The organism is Enterococcus sp. BWB1-3 (genome assembly GCF_016745275.1).
GTDB lineage: Bacteria > Bacillota > Bacilli > Lactobacillales > Enterococcaceae > Enterococcus_L.
Window position 1 is genome coordinate 1 of the sequence record NZ_JADOEP010000026.1, and the last position, 15,846, is coordinate 15,846.

At 36.4% G+C, this 15,846-nt stretch carries 11 protein-coding genes; 10 read left to right on the plus strand and 1 reads right to left on the minus strand.

Annotated features, from left to right (window positions below; all coding sequences use genetic code 11):
• Positions 1–440 precede the first annotated feature (440 nt).
• Positions 441–1,211: a MurR/RpiR family transcriptional regulator gene (locus IW492_RS14775; protein WP_202068546.1), complete on the plus strand. Its 771-nt coding sequence runs from the start codon at positions 441–443 to the stop codon at positions 1,209–1,211.
• A 253-nt stretch (positions 1,212–1,464) separates the two neighbouring features.
• Here IW492_RS14775 and IW492_RS14780 read toward each other — a convergent pair whose 3' ends face one another.
• Positions 1,465–2,619: an ROK family transcriptional regulator gene (locus IW492_RS14780; protein WP_202068548.1), complete on the minus strand. Its 1,155-nt coding sequence runs from the start codon at positions 2,617–2,619 to the stop codon at positions 1,465–1,467.
• A 285-nt stretch (positions 2,620–2,904) separates the two neighbouring features.
• Between IW492_RS14780 and xylA the strand changes: the two genes are divergently transcribed.
• The 9 genes from xylA to IW492_RS14825 all read left to right on the plus strand — a co-directional run bounded on the left by xylA (position 2,905) and on the right by IW492_RS14825 (position 15,843).
• Positions 2,905–4,212: a xylose isomerase gene (gene xylA / locus IW492_RS14785; protein ID WP_202068550.1), complete on the plus strand. Its 1,308-nt coding sequence runs from the start codon at positions 2,905–2,907 to the stop codon at positions 4,210–4,212.
• Between the two features lie 489 nt (positions 4,213–4,701).
• Positions 4,702–6,210, plus strand: a complete 1,509-nt coding sequence (locus tag IW492_RS14790) for a sugar ABC transporter ATP-binding protein (RefSeq protein WP_202068551.1) — start codon at positions 4,702–4,704, stop codon at positions 6,208–6,210.
• Between the two features lie 341 nt (positions 6,211–6,551).
• On the plus strand, positions 6,552–7,520 hold the full coding sequence (locus tag IW492_RS14795; protein ID WP_202068552.1) for an ABC transporter permease: 969 nt from the start codon (positions 6,552–6,554) through the stop codon (positions 7,518–7,520).
• Positions 7,521–7,577: 57 nt separating this feature from the next.
• Positions 7,578–8,600, plus strand: a complete 1,023-nt coding sequence (locus IW492_RS14800) for a sugar ABC transporter substrate-binding protein (RefSeq protein WP_202068553.1) — start codon at positions 7,578–7,580, stop codon at positions 8,598–8,600.
• Positions 8,601–9,226: 626 nt separating this feature from the next.
• Entirely contained in the window at positions 9,227–11,179 is a 1,953-nt protein-coding gene (locus IW492_RS14805; RefSeq protein WP_202068554.1) for an alpha-glucuronidase, read from the plus strand.
• A 12-nt stretch (positions 11,180–11,191) separates the two neighbouring features.
• Positions 11,192–12,358, plus strand: coding sequence for a GDSL-type esterase/lipase family protein (locus tag IW492_RS14810; RefSeq protein ID WP_202068555.1), 1,167 nt, complete (start codon positions 11,192–11,194; stop codon positions 12,356–12,358).
• Positions 12,359–12,376: 18 nt separating this feature from the next.
• Positions 12,377–13,702, plus strand: coding sequence for an ABC transporter substrate-binding protein (locus IW492_RS14815; RefSeq protein WP_202068557.1), 1,326 nt, complete (start codon positions 12,377–12,379; stop codon positions 13,700–13,702).
• A 380-nt stretch (positions 13,703–14,082) separates the two neighbouring features.
• Entirely contained in the window at positions 14,083–14,967 is an 885-nt protein-coding gene (locus IW492_RS14820) for a carbohydrate ABC transporter permease (protein ID WP_202068559.1), read from the plus strand.
• On the plus strand, positions 14,968–15,843 hold the full coding sequence (locus tag IW492_RS14825; protein WP_202068561.1) for a carbohydrate ABC transporter permease: 876 nt from the start codon (positions 14,968–14,970) through the stop codon (positions 15,841–15,843).
• Positions 15,844–15,846 lie beyond the last annotated feature (3 nt).

Here is a 15,846-nt window from a genome sequence, read left to right on the forward strand (position 1 = left end):
TTCCTTTCTAGTTGGTTTTGTGGTGATTCTATTCTAGCGGAAATGTTGTGTGTCTTCCTTGTTTTTTAATGAGAAAATAGGACCGATAGATTTTTTTCTATCAGTCCAATAAATTATAGAGCCTTAACCTCTTGGGGGATCCTGATGTTCAAACAGTGAAAGTTATTGTAGATTTTGAGCAGTAAGACAGGGAAGATTTTGCAAGAAAGCATAAAAGTAATACTAATTTTTAAATCTAAATTAAGAATGGATGCCATTGGACCTTTCAGATTTGCTCCAGTCATTTTGTGTTATAAAAAATCGCATTTTAAAGCTAATTTTATTTTTCTTAGTCAGCATTTAGGGGGTGTCAAATCAATAAGTTTAACCATGTCGCTCCTATGATATATAATGAGTCTAAGCTTTATTGTCTAAAAACTCTTTTTGTTAGGGGAATTTATATGCAAACACTCATTGAACGTAAATTGGTTGAAATGTACCAAAAGCTATCTGATGGAGAACGCGAGCTGTTAAACGCACTTAATGAAGAATTAGAGATAATTCCAACGTCTAGTATTCAAAAACTAGCTGAAAAAAAGTTTGTTTCAGTTACTAGCTTGCATAGAACCATAAAAAAAATTGGTTTCCAAGGGTACTCCGATTTCAAATATCAAATTGCCAATGAATTGGCACAGAGTGAAATGGAAACGAAGGAACCACTGGCTTTTAGCGAAAAACTAATTGATGAGATGGTATGTACCCTGAAAATAAATCAAGAAAAACTAGAGAAAATTGGTCAACAAATTGCACAAACTACAGATTTATATTGTTTTGGAACTGGCTGGCGCCAAAAACAAATCTTAGACAATTTTGCTAATGACCTGCTTTATTACCGAAAACAAATAAAGATGTTACGTACAGCAGAAGATCTTTTGATTTCAACACATCATATGACTAAAAAGTCATTGGTTATTATTGCTTCGATTTATGGAAAAACAGACAATTACATAGAAGCACTAAAAAATTGTAAAGCTAAAAATGTTGCAATCATTAGTATTACGTTGGATCAAGAAAACAACCTGAGTGAAGAAGCAACACACTCGCTTTTTTTTAAAGATTCTTCGGTTGGTTCTAATAACAAACATTGGAATGCACTAACACTGTCCTTCTTGGTTGAGATGCTGATTCAGTCAATTTTAAATTTTATTCCAAATACAAAATTAGAAAAATAAAACAGAAACTATAACCTTCAGAACTGTTAAGCGGCTTTAGGGGGATCAGACATACTTATGTCACACTCCCGTTCATATGTCATGTCACTAGATATTCTTATACAGGTGAAACTGACAATCCCGCTGGTTATTCTTATACTATAGAAAATCCTTATATCTGCAAGTTTCACCTTATTTGATTCTAGATACAAACACATTTATTTAGAAAAGCGTTGACAACTCGTTTCCCCAAATAGTTTTCAGCCCGTCCTAGTTAATCAGTTAATTTTATCTGTTTTACATCTAGAAAGTGTTGCAAATTTAACACAAGTCCACCTAGAAGGGTGGACTTTTCGTTTAGCAAGGTGTTTCGGACGATTACCTTATTTGAAAATCGATTTTGCAAAATTTGTTTCAATTGTTGAATCATTTCAGGAATTTCACGATAAAGGGAACTATTTAATACTATTACTTCCGGATCATAATGAGCAATCAAATTGTTGATTCCAACACTTAAATAACGGATATTTTCTTGGACAACTTGAATAGCATCAGGATCATGATTTTGATAGTATTCTCTGAGGATAATTGCGTTGACGTAGTCCATTGATTTGGCTTGTGCAAATTTTTCAAAGCAAACTTTATTTGCTGCATACATTTCAAGACAACCGTGATTCCCGCAAAGACATTTTTTCCCATTAATCATAACAATTTGATGACCAATTTCCCCCGCAAAACCATGAGATCCTACCTGTAATAATCCATTTTGAACAATTCCGGCACCAATACCGCTATGCATATTAATACTGATTAGGCTTGAAGACTCAGAAGTAAACGTATATTCTCCTAATGCGGATAGATTTGCCTCATTCTCTAAATAAACTGGGTAGTCACTCAATTCTTCAGTGATTTTTCTAAAGGGAATTCGATCTAAATTATAATGAGGAGTAAATATGATATTTCCATCATAAACGGGTCCGTGAACAGCAACAACGATACCAATAACTCCATAATATGTTTGAGGCAAGCTTTCATTAAATGATTCGATAATTTCAGAAAAATGTTTTTTTATCGTCTCTTCATTCAATGCAATAGGTTTCTTTTGCAGAATGCTGATTTCTTCTCCGTCAAGATAGCTGAGTAAAGCATTAATATAATTGTAACCAACATCAATTGAAATCGAGAGTCCCGCTTTTCCATTGTACTGTAAATTGATGGGCTTCCGACCTCCTGCATTGCTGGATACCCCAATACCTGTTTCTAACACCAAATGATCCTCAAGCAGCTTTTTTACAATGACAGAGATCGTTGCTTTTGTAAGACCAGTCATAGTTGAAAGCTCTGCTCGAGAAAGGTCCTTATTGTTCATAATGAATTCTAAGCATAATGACTCGTTGGGTGTCCTTCTAGTGTAATTTGAATTCTCCATATATAAAAACACATCCTGTTAATTTATTTAATGAATATACTTAATAATAGTATATAGGAAACCCTAACCTTTTGCTAGTTTTTTTACATATAAAAGTTTGTTTGTAAAATAAACATATTAAATATTTATAAATTAAAAATATTTGAAAACTATAATTAATAAAGCTTTTTTTGTGAAAAAAAGCTTGACCATTAAAAGTGAAGCGTATACAATGTTATTAACATGTTAGTTTGTAAAAAGAACGAACTAACTATGAATTTATTATAATTTTAGGAGGAAACAATGATGAGCTATTTTCCACAAGTAGAAAAAATCAACTATGAAGGTATTAAAACAACTAATCCATTTGCTTTTAGACATTATAATCCAGAAGAAGTTGTGGCTGGTAAAACGATGAAAGAACATTTGCGTTTTGCAGTCGCCTACTGGCATACGATGACACAGGATGGCAGTGATCCGTTTGGTCTGCCAACGAATCAGCGAACATGGATTGGTTCTACTGAGATGGAGACAGCACGAAATCGAGTAGTTGCATTCTTTGAGATTTTAGAAAAATTAGGTGCAGAGTATTTTTGTTTTCATGATATAGATATTGCTCCGGAGGGAGACAGTTTAGAAGAATTCTATAATAATTTAGATGAGATTACTGATTTGATCAAAGATCAGATGGAGAGAACCGGAATCAAATTATTGTGGAACACAGCAAATATGTTCAGCCATCCAAGATATGTGAACGGAGCAGCTTCAACAAATAATGCAGATGTGTTTGCTTATGCGGCAGCACAAGTGAAAAAAGGATTGGATATTTCTAAAAAATTAAATGGTGAAAACTATGTTTTCTGGGGTGGACGTGAAGGTTACGAGACATTGTTGAATACAGATATGGCTTTTGAGCTGGACAATATTGCACGCTTATTCAAAATGGCAGTAGCTTACGGAGAGAAAATAGGGCATAAACCACAATTCCTAATTGAGCCTAAACCTAAAGAACCTAGCAAACATCAATATGATTTTGATTCAGCAACAGCATTGCAATTCATCCAAAAATATGGATTGGAGGGAGACTTCAAATTAAATCTGGAAGCGAACCATGCGACACTTGCTGGTCATACCTTTGAACATGAAATTGAAGTTGCTCGCATTAATAACGCATTAGGTTCATTGGACGCCAACCAAGGAGATGTTCTATTAGGCTGGGATACAGATGAATTTCCAACAAATGTATACGATGTGACGCTGGCAATGTATGGTGTATTAGAAAATGGCGGGATTGCACCTGGAGGCATTAATTTTGATTCAAAAGTACGTCGTTCAAGTTTTGAAATGGAAGATCTATTCTTGGCACATATTGCAGGTATGGATACTTTCGCAAGAGGGTTGAAAGCAGCTGCGAAATTGAAAGAAGACCGCTTCTTTGATGACTTGAAGGAAAAACGTTATGCGACATTCCAAAAAGGGATTGGTGCGTCAATTGTAGCGAATCAAGAAGATTTGGAAAGCTTGACAAATTATGCGTTGAAGTTAAAAGATATTAAGCTGGAATCAAGCCATATTGAATATGTGAAATCTTGCTTGAATGATTATTTAGTATAGCAGAGAAATAAATCTCTCTACAAAGAAATGAGAACAGGTTTGGGACATAAATAATTTCCAGAACAATACTATTTGGAAAATCCGAATAAGCGGTAGGAATAGAAGTAAGATGGTGCGTGTATCTACTTAGTGTTTAAAGCTGAGTGCTTCTGTCCCAACCGCGTTCTAGACACAAATAAACAATAGACGGAAGTAACTTGAAGCAGCCCAATCATTTACACATTTACTTTTTGGATGGGCTGCTTATTTTTAAAGAGGTGTATTTCCGGCTCGTTGCACGGTGAATGTTTTGAACATAAAAGATTGTCTAATTTTCTAGTTGTGGAGAGTGTGGTTTTTCTGTAAAATAAGAAATTCTGTTTTGAAAAGTTTTAATGCCGGTTCGTAACTTGTTCTTGAAGTTTTTTTTGACAAAGTTTTTCCTAAGACTGGTAGTATCTCTTGTTAGGAAGAGTAGACTTGTTTTTTAGTAAACAGAAGGAGGGTTCCATGGAAAATGAACTTTTATTTTCAATGACAGGTATTGAAAAAAGTTTTGGTCCTGTTCATGTTTTGAAAAAGGCAAAGCTGGAAGTTCGAAAAGGGGAGATTCATGCCTTTATGGGTGAAAATGGTGCTGGTAAATCCACTTTGATGAATATTTTAGCTGGTCTAATTGATAAAGATGCTGGAAAAATCATTTTTGAAGGAAAAGAAATTTCCAAGATGACGCCGGAGCTGGCAACAGAACTGGGAATCGGCTTTGTGCATCAAGAGTTAAATTTGGCAGAAGATTTGTCAGTGGCAGAAAATGTTTTTATTGGTCGTTTACCTTATAAGAATCAGTTTTTAGGAATCGTTGATTTTAAGAAGCTGCATGAAGAGACAGAGTACTGGTTAAATCTTGTAGGTGCAAAGGTAAGTCCTGATGCACATGTGGGGTCCCTTTCAACTGCGAATAAGCAATTGATCGAAATTGCAAAGGCATTAAGTTTAAATGCAAAGGTTATTATTTTCGATGAACCAACAACTGCTTTATCTGATAAAGATGTAGAAGTCTTGTTCATTATTATTCGACGGCTAAAAGAAAAAGGGTTTTCAAGCATTTATATCTCTCACAGAATGAAGGAAATTTTTGAGTTAGGTGAGCGAATCACAATTATGCGCGATGGTGAATATATTGCGACAGAAGAAGTCAGTCGATTATCTGAAGATCAGATTATTTCTATGCTGGTAGGTCGTGAAATCAAAGATCTATATCCGAAACAAGCAACTGAAATTGGCGCCCCATATTTGCAGGTTTGTCATTTGTACGATCGTTTTGGTCATGTAAAGGATGTCAGCTTTGAGGCTCGCCGCGGCGAGGTTCTGGGATTTTCAGGCTTAGTTGGCAGCGGTCGTACAGAGACAATGCGTTTAATTTTTGGTGCAGACCGAATGAAATCCGGTCAAATAAAAATAGGAGATCATACTGTATCTATCAAATCTCCAGAAGATGCAATTCGTAATGGTATAGGATTACTGACAGAAGATCGCAAACATCAAGGCTTGTTATTGGGACTGTCTATTAAGGATAATATCACGATGACTCATTTAGATCATTTTGTGCTGAATCATCAAGAATTGAAAGAGACCGCAAATCATTTTGTGAAAGAGGTAAACATCAAAATCAGTGATATTGAAAATCCTGTTTCCAGCCTTTCCGGCGGAAATCAACAAAAAGTAGTATTAGCAAAATGGCTAAATACAGATAATCAAGTGTATATTTTCGATGAACCGACTAAAGGAATTGATGTAGGGGCAAAATCGGAAATTTATTCAATTATCAATCAGTTGGCATTGCAGGGAAAAACAATTTTGATTGTTTCTTCTGAGATTCCTGAGCTTTTGGGAATTTGTGACCGTATTCATGTTTTTCATGAGGGCAGGATTACAGGAGAGCTGGATGTTTCGGCTTACTCAGATAAGAAAGATGAAGCACAGGAATTGATCATGAAGTATGCAACACTTGGTCAATGATGTTGAAGATTTGTTGGCAGTCCTTTGTAAGACTGTGTTTTGTAAAGAAGGCAATTCAAAATAATTTATGGAAAACTGACCGATTAAATAACTGATGCACTTGATAAAGAGCGTCCATCATTGCGTATTCCAGCGATAAAAAGGGCAGCAAAAAAGCGTGTCAGAACAACTATTACAGCTCAATACTGTTTATTGTAAAGTGTTCGATTTGCTATCTAAGATAACATAATGAGATTATTACAATAAGGGGCGAAAACAGGTTATGAATCCTTGTATATCAAGGATTTGGAGTTTTAGGTGAATATATTTTGAATTACCTAAAGAATGGGGGAGATAGAAATATGGAAAAAAGAACGAAAAGCATAGATATAAAATCTCTTTTTATGAATTATTCAGTCTATCTGGTATTGGTATCTCTGGTGATTTTTTTCTCAGTTGCGAATGGTGATTTTTTGAGTACATACAATGTTGAGAATTTTTTACAACAGATTCCGCCTGTAGGTATTTTGACTGTTGCTTATGCCATGATTTTGATTTGTGGTTATGTTGATTTATCAATTGGTTATGTGGGAATGGCTGCTGGAATGGTTGGTTTATATGCGTCTAACAGTGGCTTGCCGGCACCGGTTGTAATTTGTATTTCGCTGCTGGTTGGGGCGATATTAGGGACAATGAATGCTCTTTTGATTAAGAAATTTGATTTGCCGTCCTTTATTTTAACATTAGGGACAAGCTATGTGATTAAAGGGATGCTGGGCTTTTTTACGGATGAACAGTTCATCGGCTCGGATAAAGAATGGTTTAATAAATTAGCTAAAATGCCAATTGGTACAGAGATGGTTAAAAGTAATGCCCTAATCTTTGTTATCATTATTGTAGTTTTTGTTTTTGTAATGAAAAATACACGTCTTGGAAAATATACTTATGCTGTTGGGTCAAATCCGGAAGCTGCTCGATTATCGGGAATTAATACGGATTTGCATATTGTTAAAATTTTTATCATTGAAGGAATGTTAGCAGCGGTTGCAGGGCTGTTGATTGTTTCAAATCTAAATGGTGGCGCTTCAAAAGATGCAAATGGATTGGATCTCTTTGCAATGGCAGCCGCTATTATGGGGGGAACATCTTTTAGTGGTGGAATTGGGACAATCGGAGGTGCGGTTGCAGGTATTTTAACGTTACAGGTATTCAAAAACGGGTTAACACTTATGGGCGTTAATTCTTTCTTACAGGATACGGTGACAGGACTGGTGATCATTTTGGCTATTATCATAGATTACCTGAAACGCAGAGCAAGTCGACAATCTTAATTATAGCAATTAGTACTAGCTACTTTAAAAAATAGAAAATAAGGGAGATTGAAACGAATGTTTAAAAAAGGAAAAGTACTATTAACTGGGATGATGGTTGCAACATTGTTATTGGCTGCTGGGTGCGGCAAGGGAAGTTCTGCAAGCGAAGAAAGTGAAAAGACATTGTATTTTATTCCAATCGTTGATACAGGAGCTTACTGGAATCCAATGAAAAAAGGTGCAGAAGATGCAGCAAAAGAATTAGGCTATACATTGGTAACGAAAACTTCTCCATCAGCTGAGCCCAGTAAAAAAGAAAAGCATATTGGATTTGTTAAAGAAGCAACGGCAAAAAATGTTGCCGGAATTGCTATTGCACCGATTGAGAAAAAGGCCTTTGTTGATCCGATCAAAGCGGCTATGGATAAAGATATTCCTGTAATAACTTTTGACGCAGATTTGGAGAACCCAGAAGATCGAACTGCTTATGTTGGAACAGATAATGTATCTGCTGGGAAGGAATTAGGAAAACAAGCGGCAGAAGAGATGAAAGAAAAAGGGATTACAAGCGGTTCTATCGCTATCGTTTGTGTAGACGTCGCTCAGCCGACTATGATTGACCGTGAAAAAGGATTAAAAGAAGGCTTTGAAGAAGTTTACGGCTCAGATGCAAAGAATTTTAAATTTTTAGCTACTATCCAAGACAACGATCAACCTTCTGAATCTAAGAAACAGTTGGAAGGCTATATTTCTGCAAATAAGGATTTGGTGACAGTATTTTCATTGGGCTCTGAGGGTCCGGATGTAGGTGTGATGAGTGCTATTGAATCACAAAGTAAATCTGGAAAAATTCTTCATTATGGATTTGATTATACAGATACTTGGTTAAAAGGAATTGATGATGGTCGGATTACAGCAATTGTTGATCAGGATGCATATCAAATTGGATATCAGGTGATAGAAAATCTGGTGAAAACAATTGATGGCGAAACTATCGATCCAACTATTCCAATTGATGTGAAATATGTTCCAGCAGCAGAATTAGAGGCTTATGGAAAAGAAAAGAGTAATATAAAAACAGATTCTGTTGAAGATTAACTATAAATAGTACTATTAGCAGAATATGTTAAAGAAAAAGAATATTGAAAAGATACTTCCTAGATTTACAAGCTTTGGAAAATTGGAATAAATGGCGAGACAGAAGTAAAAAGCTTTTTGTTGTCTGCGATTACTTGGTGCAGTTAGGAACTTACCCGTGCACCGAGTAATTGCAGAGGCAACTTCTTTGATAATAAACCGAAATTGTTGAGAATCATTAGTATATAAAAATAGATGTTTCTTCGTGGGACATTCGTCACAGGCCAGGTTATATACAAGTACTTCTGCGACTGCTCGAAGCATAGCAGTTAGTCCCCTATGGACTATGATGAACAATACCTGCGTGGGTACTGAAAAGTTGTAAAGCTTCAAGTAGGAATAAACTCCCTCGCATCTGCGGTTCTCATACATTGCGATCCTCGATACATGCCGTCTAGTTCCTGCAAGGCATCCTACAAGGTATTCTCCGGAACTTTCTGCAATTCTTCTTGTCATTTTTGTAAATTTCGGTTTATTACTGAGAAATACAGTGAGGTACGAGCTGATCTTGAATAGTACCTGCTGGGTGTTTGAAGCTGAATGCTTCTGTCCCGACCTCTAGGAAAGAAGTGGAAGGTAAAGTTAATATGCGTGATAAGTGTTGGCTGCGAAAAAAAATAATGGATTCAACATTGACATCTTTTAAAATAGAAAGTAAAGACAAAATAACTGAAACAATTATTTATGAAATGAATGAATTGTTTCCAAACTGTAAACGAAGTGATCATCCGTCAGCTTCATTACAGTTTCAGTTGATAACGGACAACGCATTAGGCACAGAAGGATTTGAGATTTTAAGAAAAGAGAAGAGTCTCATCATTCAAGGAAATACAACGAAAGGATTGTTATATGGATTGTTTCGTCTGTATCAAGAATTCCTTGGAGGAAGTCGTTTAGATAAAGGGATTCGCTCAGTTCCAGATCAAGCGATTCGAATGCTGAATCATTGGGATAATTTTGATGGTTCAGTTGAACGTGGTTATGCTGGGAGATCCATCTTTTATGAGGATAATCAGTTCCGAAAGAATTTTGATACACTTCGAGAGTATGGACGACTTTTAGCATCAATTGGAATTAATGCGATATCTATTAATAATGTGAATGTCCATAAACGAGAAACTTATTTTATCACAGAAACACATTTAAGTGATATTAAAGAGATTGCTGATATTTTTCAGCAATATGGAATAAGTACGTATTTAAGTGTCAATTTTGCTGCACCGATCACAATTGGCGGCTTAAAGACTGCGGACCCTGTAGATAAAGCAGTTGAGAAGTTTTGGAAAGATACAGCACGTAGTATTTACTCCATTATTCCAGACTTCGGCGGATTTGTTGTGAAAGCGGATTCCGAAGGGGAGCCGGGACCATTTGTTTATGGTCGTGATCATGATGATGGTGCGAATATGTTGGCGCGTGCATTGAAACCTTATGGGGGCTTAGTTATTTGGCGTTGCTTTGTTTACAATTGTCTGCAGGACTGGCGTGATCGAAGTATTGACCGAGCTAAAGCAGCATATGATAACTTTATGAAGCTTGATGGAAAATTTGAGAGTAATGTCATTTTACAGATTAAAAATGGCCCCATTGACTTTCAAGTTCGAGAACCTGTTTCTCCGCTTTTTGGTGCATTAAAACAGACTAATCAAATTTTAGAGTTTCAGGTTACGCAGGAGTATACAGGCCAGCAGAAGCATCTTTGCTATTTATTGCCGATGTGGAAAGAAGTGCTTGATTTTGATACGAAATATCCGGTAAAACATTCGTTTGTTAAGAATATTTTATGTAATCAATCACCAAATACGAAATATTCTGGTGTTGCAGCTGTAGTGAATGTTGGCATAGATGATAATTGGACAGGACACAAATTGGCACAAGCAAATCTTTTTGGTTACGGTCGATTGATTTGGGATAATCAGCTTTCTTCTGAAACAATTGCAGATGAATGGTTGTCGTTGACATTTGATCTGGATACTGCCAAACAAGAAATGCTGGCAGACATTCTACTGACTTCATATCAAACATATGAAAATTACACAGCACCACTAGGTATCGGATTTATGGTCCGCCCAAATCATCATTATGGACCTGATGTTGATGGTTATGAATATGATCGATGGGGAACCTATCACTTTGCTGATCGTAATGGTATTGGGGTCAATCGTACATTAAAAGATGGAACCGGATACACACGCCAATACTCAGATAAACGATTTGAAGAATATGAAGATCTTGCTGCTTGCCCGGATGAGCTGGCACTGTTTTTCCATCATTTGCCATATGAACATGTTCTTCAAAGCGGCAAAACAGTTATTCAGCATATCTATGATACGCATTTTGAAGGCTATGAAAAAGTAGAGGAGTATATCAGAGTTTGGGAGCAGCTAAAACCTCATTTGGATGAAGCCAGCTATCAAAATGTTGCAGAGCGGCTGCAGGAGCAAAAGCGTTCGGCACGTGACTGGAAGGATCAAATTAACACTTATTTTTATCGTAAAAGCGGAGTACCGGATGATTTTAACCGGCAGATTTATTCTTAGAGAGGTTTATGTATGAAGTGGTCAAATGTCTGGAGCTACACTCAGCAGGATTATCGCTCATGGCCGTCAGAAATCGAGAATCAATTACAAGTCATACGTATTCGCTCAAATCATCATACAAAGAGTTTGAAGCTTCGTTTTTCTAATGAATACGGACAAGAAAATCTAATTTTAGAGCGGGTAAGCATTTGCCAAGTAGATTCAAAAACCTTGAAACGCGGGGAAAGAAAAATAGTTACAGTTAACTGTCAGGAAAAGATTTCTATTTTTCCAGCTGCTCAGTTAATTAGTGATGAAATTCAACTGGAGCTTAATCCAGGCACCATCCTTGAAATTGAGACGGTTGTTAAAGAGAGAACAATTTTACGGAGCGGAACGGTATCTTATTCCAGAAGAGAACTGGCAGTTTCTAATTACCGGCTGAAAGACGGTAAAAAAGAATATGTTGAACAACAAACGCTTTTCCGAATGGTGAAAGAAAATGAGCGAATGTTTTATATTTATGGAATTAGCGGACTCGATTTTTTGGTGGAAGATACAGCAAAGACAATTGTTGCTTTTGGTGATTCGCTGACTCAGCAGGGTTTTTGGGTGGATGCTCTTAAAACACGCTTTTTTCGGTCCGGCATGCATGAGCTTGCAGTATTGAATCGAGGAATTGGCGGAAGTCGTGTTCTCAAGGGACAAAATCCGGAAAACGATAGATATACACGTCATGGGAACGCTGGACTTTTTAGATTTGAAAGAGAAGTGTTTATGTATGGAGCAGTGGATGTCGTGATCTGTCTTCATGGAATTAATGACATCATCTCCCGACATGATGGAACAGGAGAATATTCTTATACCTTGGAAGAACTGAAAAGTGGAATAGGTCAATATGCGGCTTTTGCTCATCAGCATGGAGCTAAGGTAATCGTTGGGACATTAACACCGCTGGGCCAGTCACTGTTTTACAGTGATGATCTTGAAAAAGAACGACAAAAAATAAATACATGGATTCGACGAAATAAAGATTTTGATGGCATTGCAGATTTTGATTTTGCAGTGATGGATTTGGAACAAAATCATAGGCTCCAACTGACTTTTGATAGTGGTGATGGTCTTCATTTATCTGATCTGGGTGGACAGAAACTAGCTGAAACAATAGATTTATCTTATATCAATTCAATTATTAAATAATGAAAAGGAGTAAATAAAATGAGAAGATGGCAAAAAAGAGTACTTACGGTTATTTCATTGCTTTCAGTTGCTGTACTTGCAACAGGCTGTAATGCAGGGAAAAAAAAGGCAGATACGGAAAAAAAAGAAGGAGCAATTGAAATCAGTTTCAGCTGGTGGGGAAATGATGACCGGCATAAGGCAACTCAAGATATGATTGCAAATTTTGAGAAGGAACATCCTGACATCACCGTTAAAGGAGAACCAAGCGGATTTGGCGATTTAGATCAAGTATTTACAACACGTTATGCAGGAAATACTTTAGCAGATATTACTACGCTGATGTATAACTGGGTACCTCAATTTGGGCAAAATGACGGATTTTATGATTTAAGCACAATTGATAGTCTGGATTTATCAACATATGACGAAGAATTTTTGAAGTTTGGGCAAGTGGACGGCAAGCAAGTCGCTGTACCTTATGGAGAAAATACACTTGTGATGTATCTTAATAAGTCTGCATATGAGCGTAATGGTATTGATATTGAGACGCTTAAAACATGGGATGACTATGCCGAGGCAGCAAAAAAACTACCTGAAGGATCATTTTGTATTGCTTCGCCAACCTGGCGTTTCCCTGTAACGGTCTGGCTGCAGCAAAAAACAGGAAAAGCTGAATTTGATGAAAAAGGGAATATGAATTGGACAGAGCAGGATTATCTGGATGCTATGACTTGGTATAAAGAAATGGCTGATGCTCGTGTGTTTGTTTCCCGCAAAGATTATCTTGAAAATGTTGGAACTGAGCCTGTCTCTTTAGCTACAAATAAAAAATGGTTAGAGGGCGAATACGGCGGCGGTATTGGTTGGAATGCTGGTATTACATCAGATTATGAATCCTTGAAAGAGATTGGTGATGAACTGGTGATTGTTGATTATCCGATTGCCGAAGGCGGCAAAGAAGTAAATCTGTTATCAAAACCTTCTCTGCTGTTTTCAGTGAAAAAGGATGAAGAGAATCCTGAAGAGGTCGGAATATTCTTGAATGATTTTCTTAATGGAAAAAAAGCAAATGAAATTTTAGGCTTATCACGCGGGGTTCCGGCATCTAAAGCAGCAGTTGAAGAATTAATTGCAGATGGTCAATTAACTGGTTTTATGAAAGATGGTTACGAGTATGCACAGGAAGCTGTGAAAATCAGCGAAACACCTTTCTACGAAGATGGTACATTGACTACAATCTATACAAATGAGATTGAGGCAGTAGAGCTTGGAAAAACAGATTTAAAGACCGCTGCTAATAATGTGTATACGAAAACGAAAGAGCAAGCAGCTAAACTTGCTAAAGACTATAAACTGCAATAATTAAGTACAAGAAGAAACGAGGTTGGGACAAAAGCGATCAGCTCCGAGAATTAAGAAGGAATATCCGAAAATTGTCAAGGAACACTATTCATAGAATGAATAGCTGTGAATTGATACACTACGCTGTGCTTCGATCACATCAACTTCTACGTATGAAACATACTAGAGTTGAAGGACCTGGAGTTTCTCATATTTTTAGGATAGTTCGGCTTAATTCCGAAGGAGTTGCTCCTGCGGTTACTTGTCGCAAAAAGAATTTTTGCTTTTGTACCACCGTTTATTCGGGGTTAGATAGGAAGAAAGTTTGAAATTTTATTTCTGTCCCACTCTCGTTATATACAAATCTTTTTGAATCTCATAATATTGAAAGGAGTGCAAGTATGAAAAGGAAAAAAACGGGATTGCTCTATATAACACCTTGGCTGATTGGTTTTTTAATATTAACCATTTGGCCTATTATTTCTTCATTTTATTATGCATTAACTGATTATTCTCTTGCCAGAGTTGGACAAACACCTGAATTTTTAGGATTACAAAATTATATCAATCTATTCAGGGATCAAACCTTCATTGAATCATTGAAGGCTACGTTAATTTATACTGTTTTTACTGTACCATTCCAGTTAGGGTTCGCATTATTTGTTGCGTTTATTTTAAACTTCAAATTGAAAGGAATTAATTTTTATCGAACAGCATATTATATTCCTTCGATTTTAGGTGGAAATATTGCGATAGGAGTTCTTTGGCGATCTATGTTTCAACCTAAAGGACTGGTGAATATATTTTTAGGAACATTCGGTGTTCAGCCGATTGACTGGTTATCCACTCCTACGGGGGCAATGACGGTGTTGATTATTTTAAAAATTTGGCAATTTGGTTCCTCCATGCTGATTTTTTTAGCTGCGTTAAAGGAAATTCCTCAGGACTTATATGAATCAGCAGGACTTGATGGGGCTTCAAAATTTACTCAGTTCTATAAAATAACCATGCCGCTAATTACCCCAACTATTTTTTTCAACTTGGTCATGCAATTGAATAATGCATTTCAAGAATTTAATGGTCCATTTATTGTTACTGGGAGAGGACCTCTTAATTCAACCTATCTTACATCAATGTTCATTTATGATAAAGCCTTTAAAGAATTTGATATGGGATATGCAAGTGCTGCTAGTTGGGTCCTATTTGCACTCATTGTTTGCTCAACGATCATTGTATTCGCCAGTCAAAAGAAATGGGTCTATTACTCTGATGGAGGTGGAAAATAAATGGAGGTTACACCAAGTTTAGCAGAAAAGAAACGGGCGCAGAAACAGCTGATACAATCAATTGTCAGGTATGTTATTTTGACAACAGTAGCAATTGTCATGTTATATCCGATTCTTTGGATGATCGGGGCTACTTTTAAAACGAATAATGAAATATTTACTTCAATTGGATTTATTCCCAGAAGAATAGATTTCCAGGCATACATTGATGGATGGAACACAAAAGGGGATTATACCTTCACTTTATATTTTATCAATACATTTAAATATGTTATTCCTAAAATTTTGTTTACGTTGATCTCTGCAACAGTTACAGCCTATGGTTTTGCACGGTTTGATTTTCCTTTTAAAAAAGTTTTGTTTTCATTGTTGATGGCAACGATGTTTTTACCACAAGTAGTTACACGAATTCCTTTATATTTGTTTTGGAAAAATCTTGGCATGCTGGATACATACATTCCGCTTATTGCAAATTCATTTTTTGGACAAGAGCCATTTTTTGTTTTTATGATGATCCAGTTTTTCCGCTCAATTCCAAGGGATTTAGATGAAGCAGCGACTGTTGATGGCTGTAATTCTTTTGATATTCTTTGGCGAATATTAGTTCCGGCATTAAAACCAGCATTAATATCCTGTGTTATTTTTCAGTTTGTCTGGACGTTTAGTGATTTTCTTGGTCCTTTAATTTATATTACTTCTCAGGATAAGTACCCAGTATCGCTTGCTTTAAAACTAAATGTTGATCCATCAACGAATACGCCATGGAATCAGGTGTTTGCAATGTCTCTTATTTCATTATTGCCGGCAATTATCTTATTCTTCAGTGCACAGAAATATTTTGTTGAAGGTGTTACTTCGTCTGGAATTAAAGGATAGGAG

Coding starts and splice junctions, on each gene's coding strand:
- IW492_RS14775 (WP_202068546.1), top strand. CDS start 441: ATGCAAACACTCATTGAACGTAAATTGGTTGAAATGTACCAAAAGCTA.
- IW492_RS14780 (WP_202068548.1), bottom strand. CDS start 2,619: ATGGAGAATTCAAATTACACTAGAAGGACACCCAACGAGTCATTATGC.
- xylA (WP_202068550.1), top strand. CDS start 2,905: ATGAGCTATTTTCCACAAGTAGAAAAAATCAACTATGAAGGTATTAAA.
- IW492_RS14790 (WP_202068551.1), top strand. CDS start 4,702: ATGGAAAATGAACTTTTATTTTCAATGACAGGTATTGAAAAAAGTTTT.
- IW492_RS14795 (WP_202068552.1), top strand. CDS start 6,552: ATGGAAAAAAGAACGAAAAGCATAGATATAAAATCTCTTTTTATGAAT.
- IW492_RS14800 (WP_202068553.1), top strand. CDS start 7,578: ATGTTTAAAAAAGGAAAAGTACTATTAACTGGGATGATGGTTGCAACA.
- IW492_RS14805 (WP_202068554.1), top strand. CDS start 9,227: ATGCGTGATAAGTGTTGGCTGCGAAAAAAAATAATGGATTCAACATTG.
- IW492_RS14810 (WP_202068555.1), top strand. CDS start 11,192: ATGAAGTGGTCAAATGTCTGGAGCTACACTCAGCAGGATTATCGCTCA.
- IW492_RS14815 (WP_202068557.1), top strand. CDS start 12,377: ATGAGAAGATGGCAAAAAAGAGTACTTACGGTTATTTCATTGCTTTCA.
- IW492_RS14820 (WP_202068559.1), top strand. CDS start 14,083: ATGAAAAGGAAAAAAACGGGATTGCTCTATATAACACCTTGGCTGATT.
- IW492_RS14825 (WP_202068561.1), top strand. CDS start 14,968: ATGGAGGTTACACCAAGTTTAGCAGAAAAGAAACGGGCGCAGAAACAG.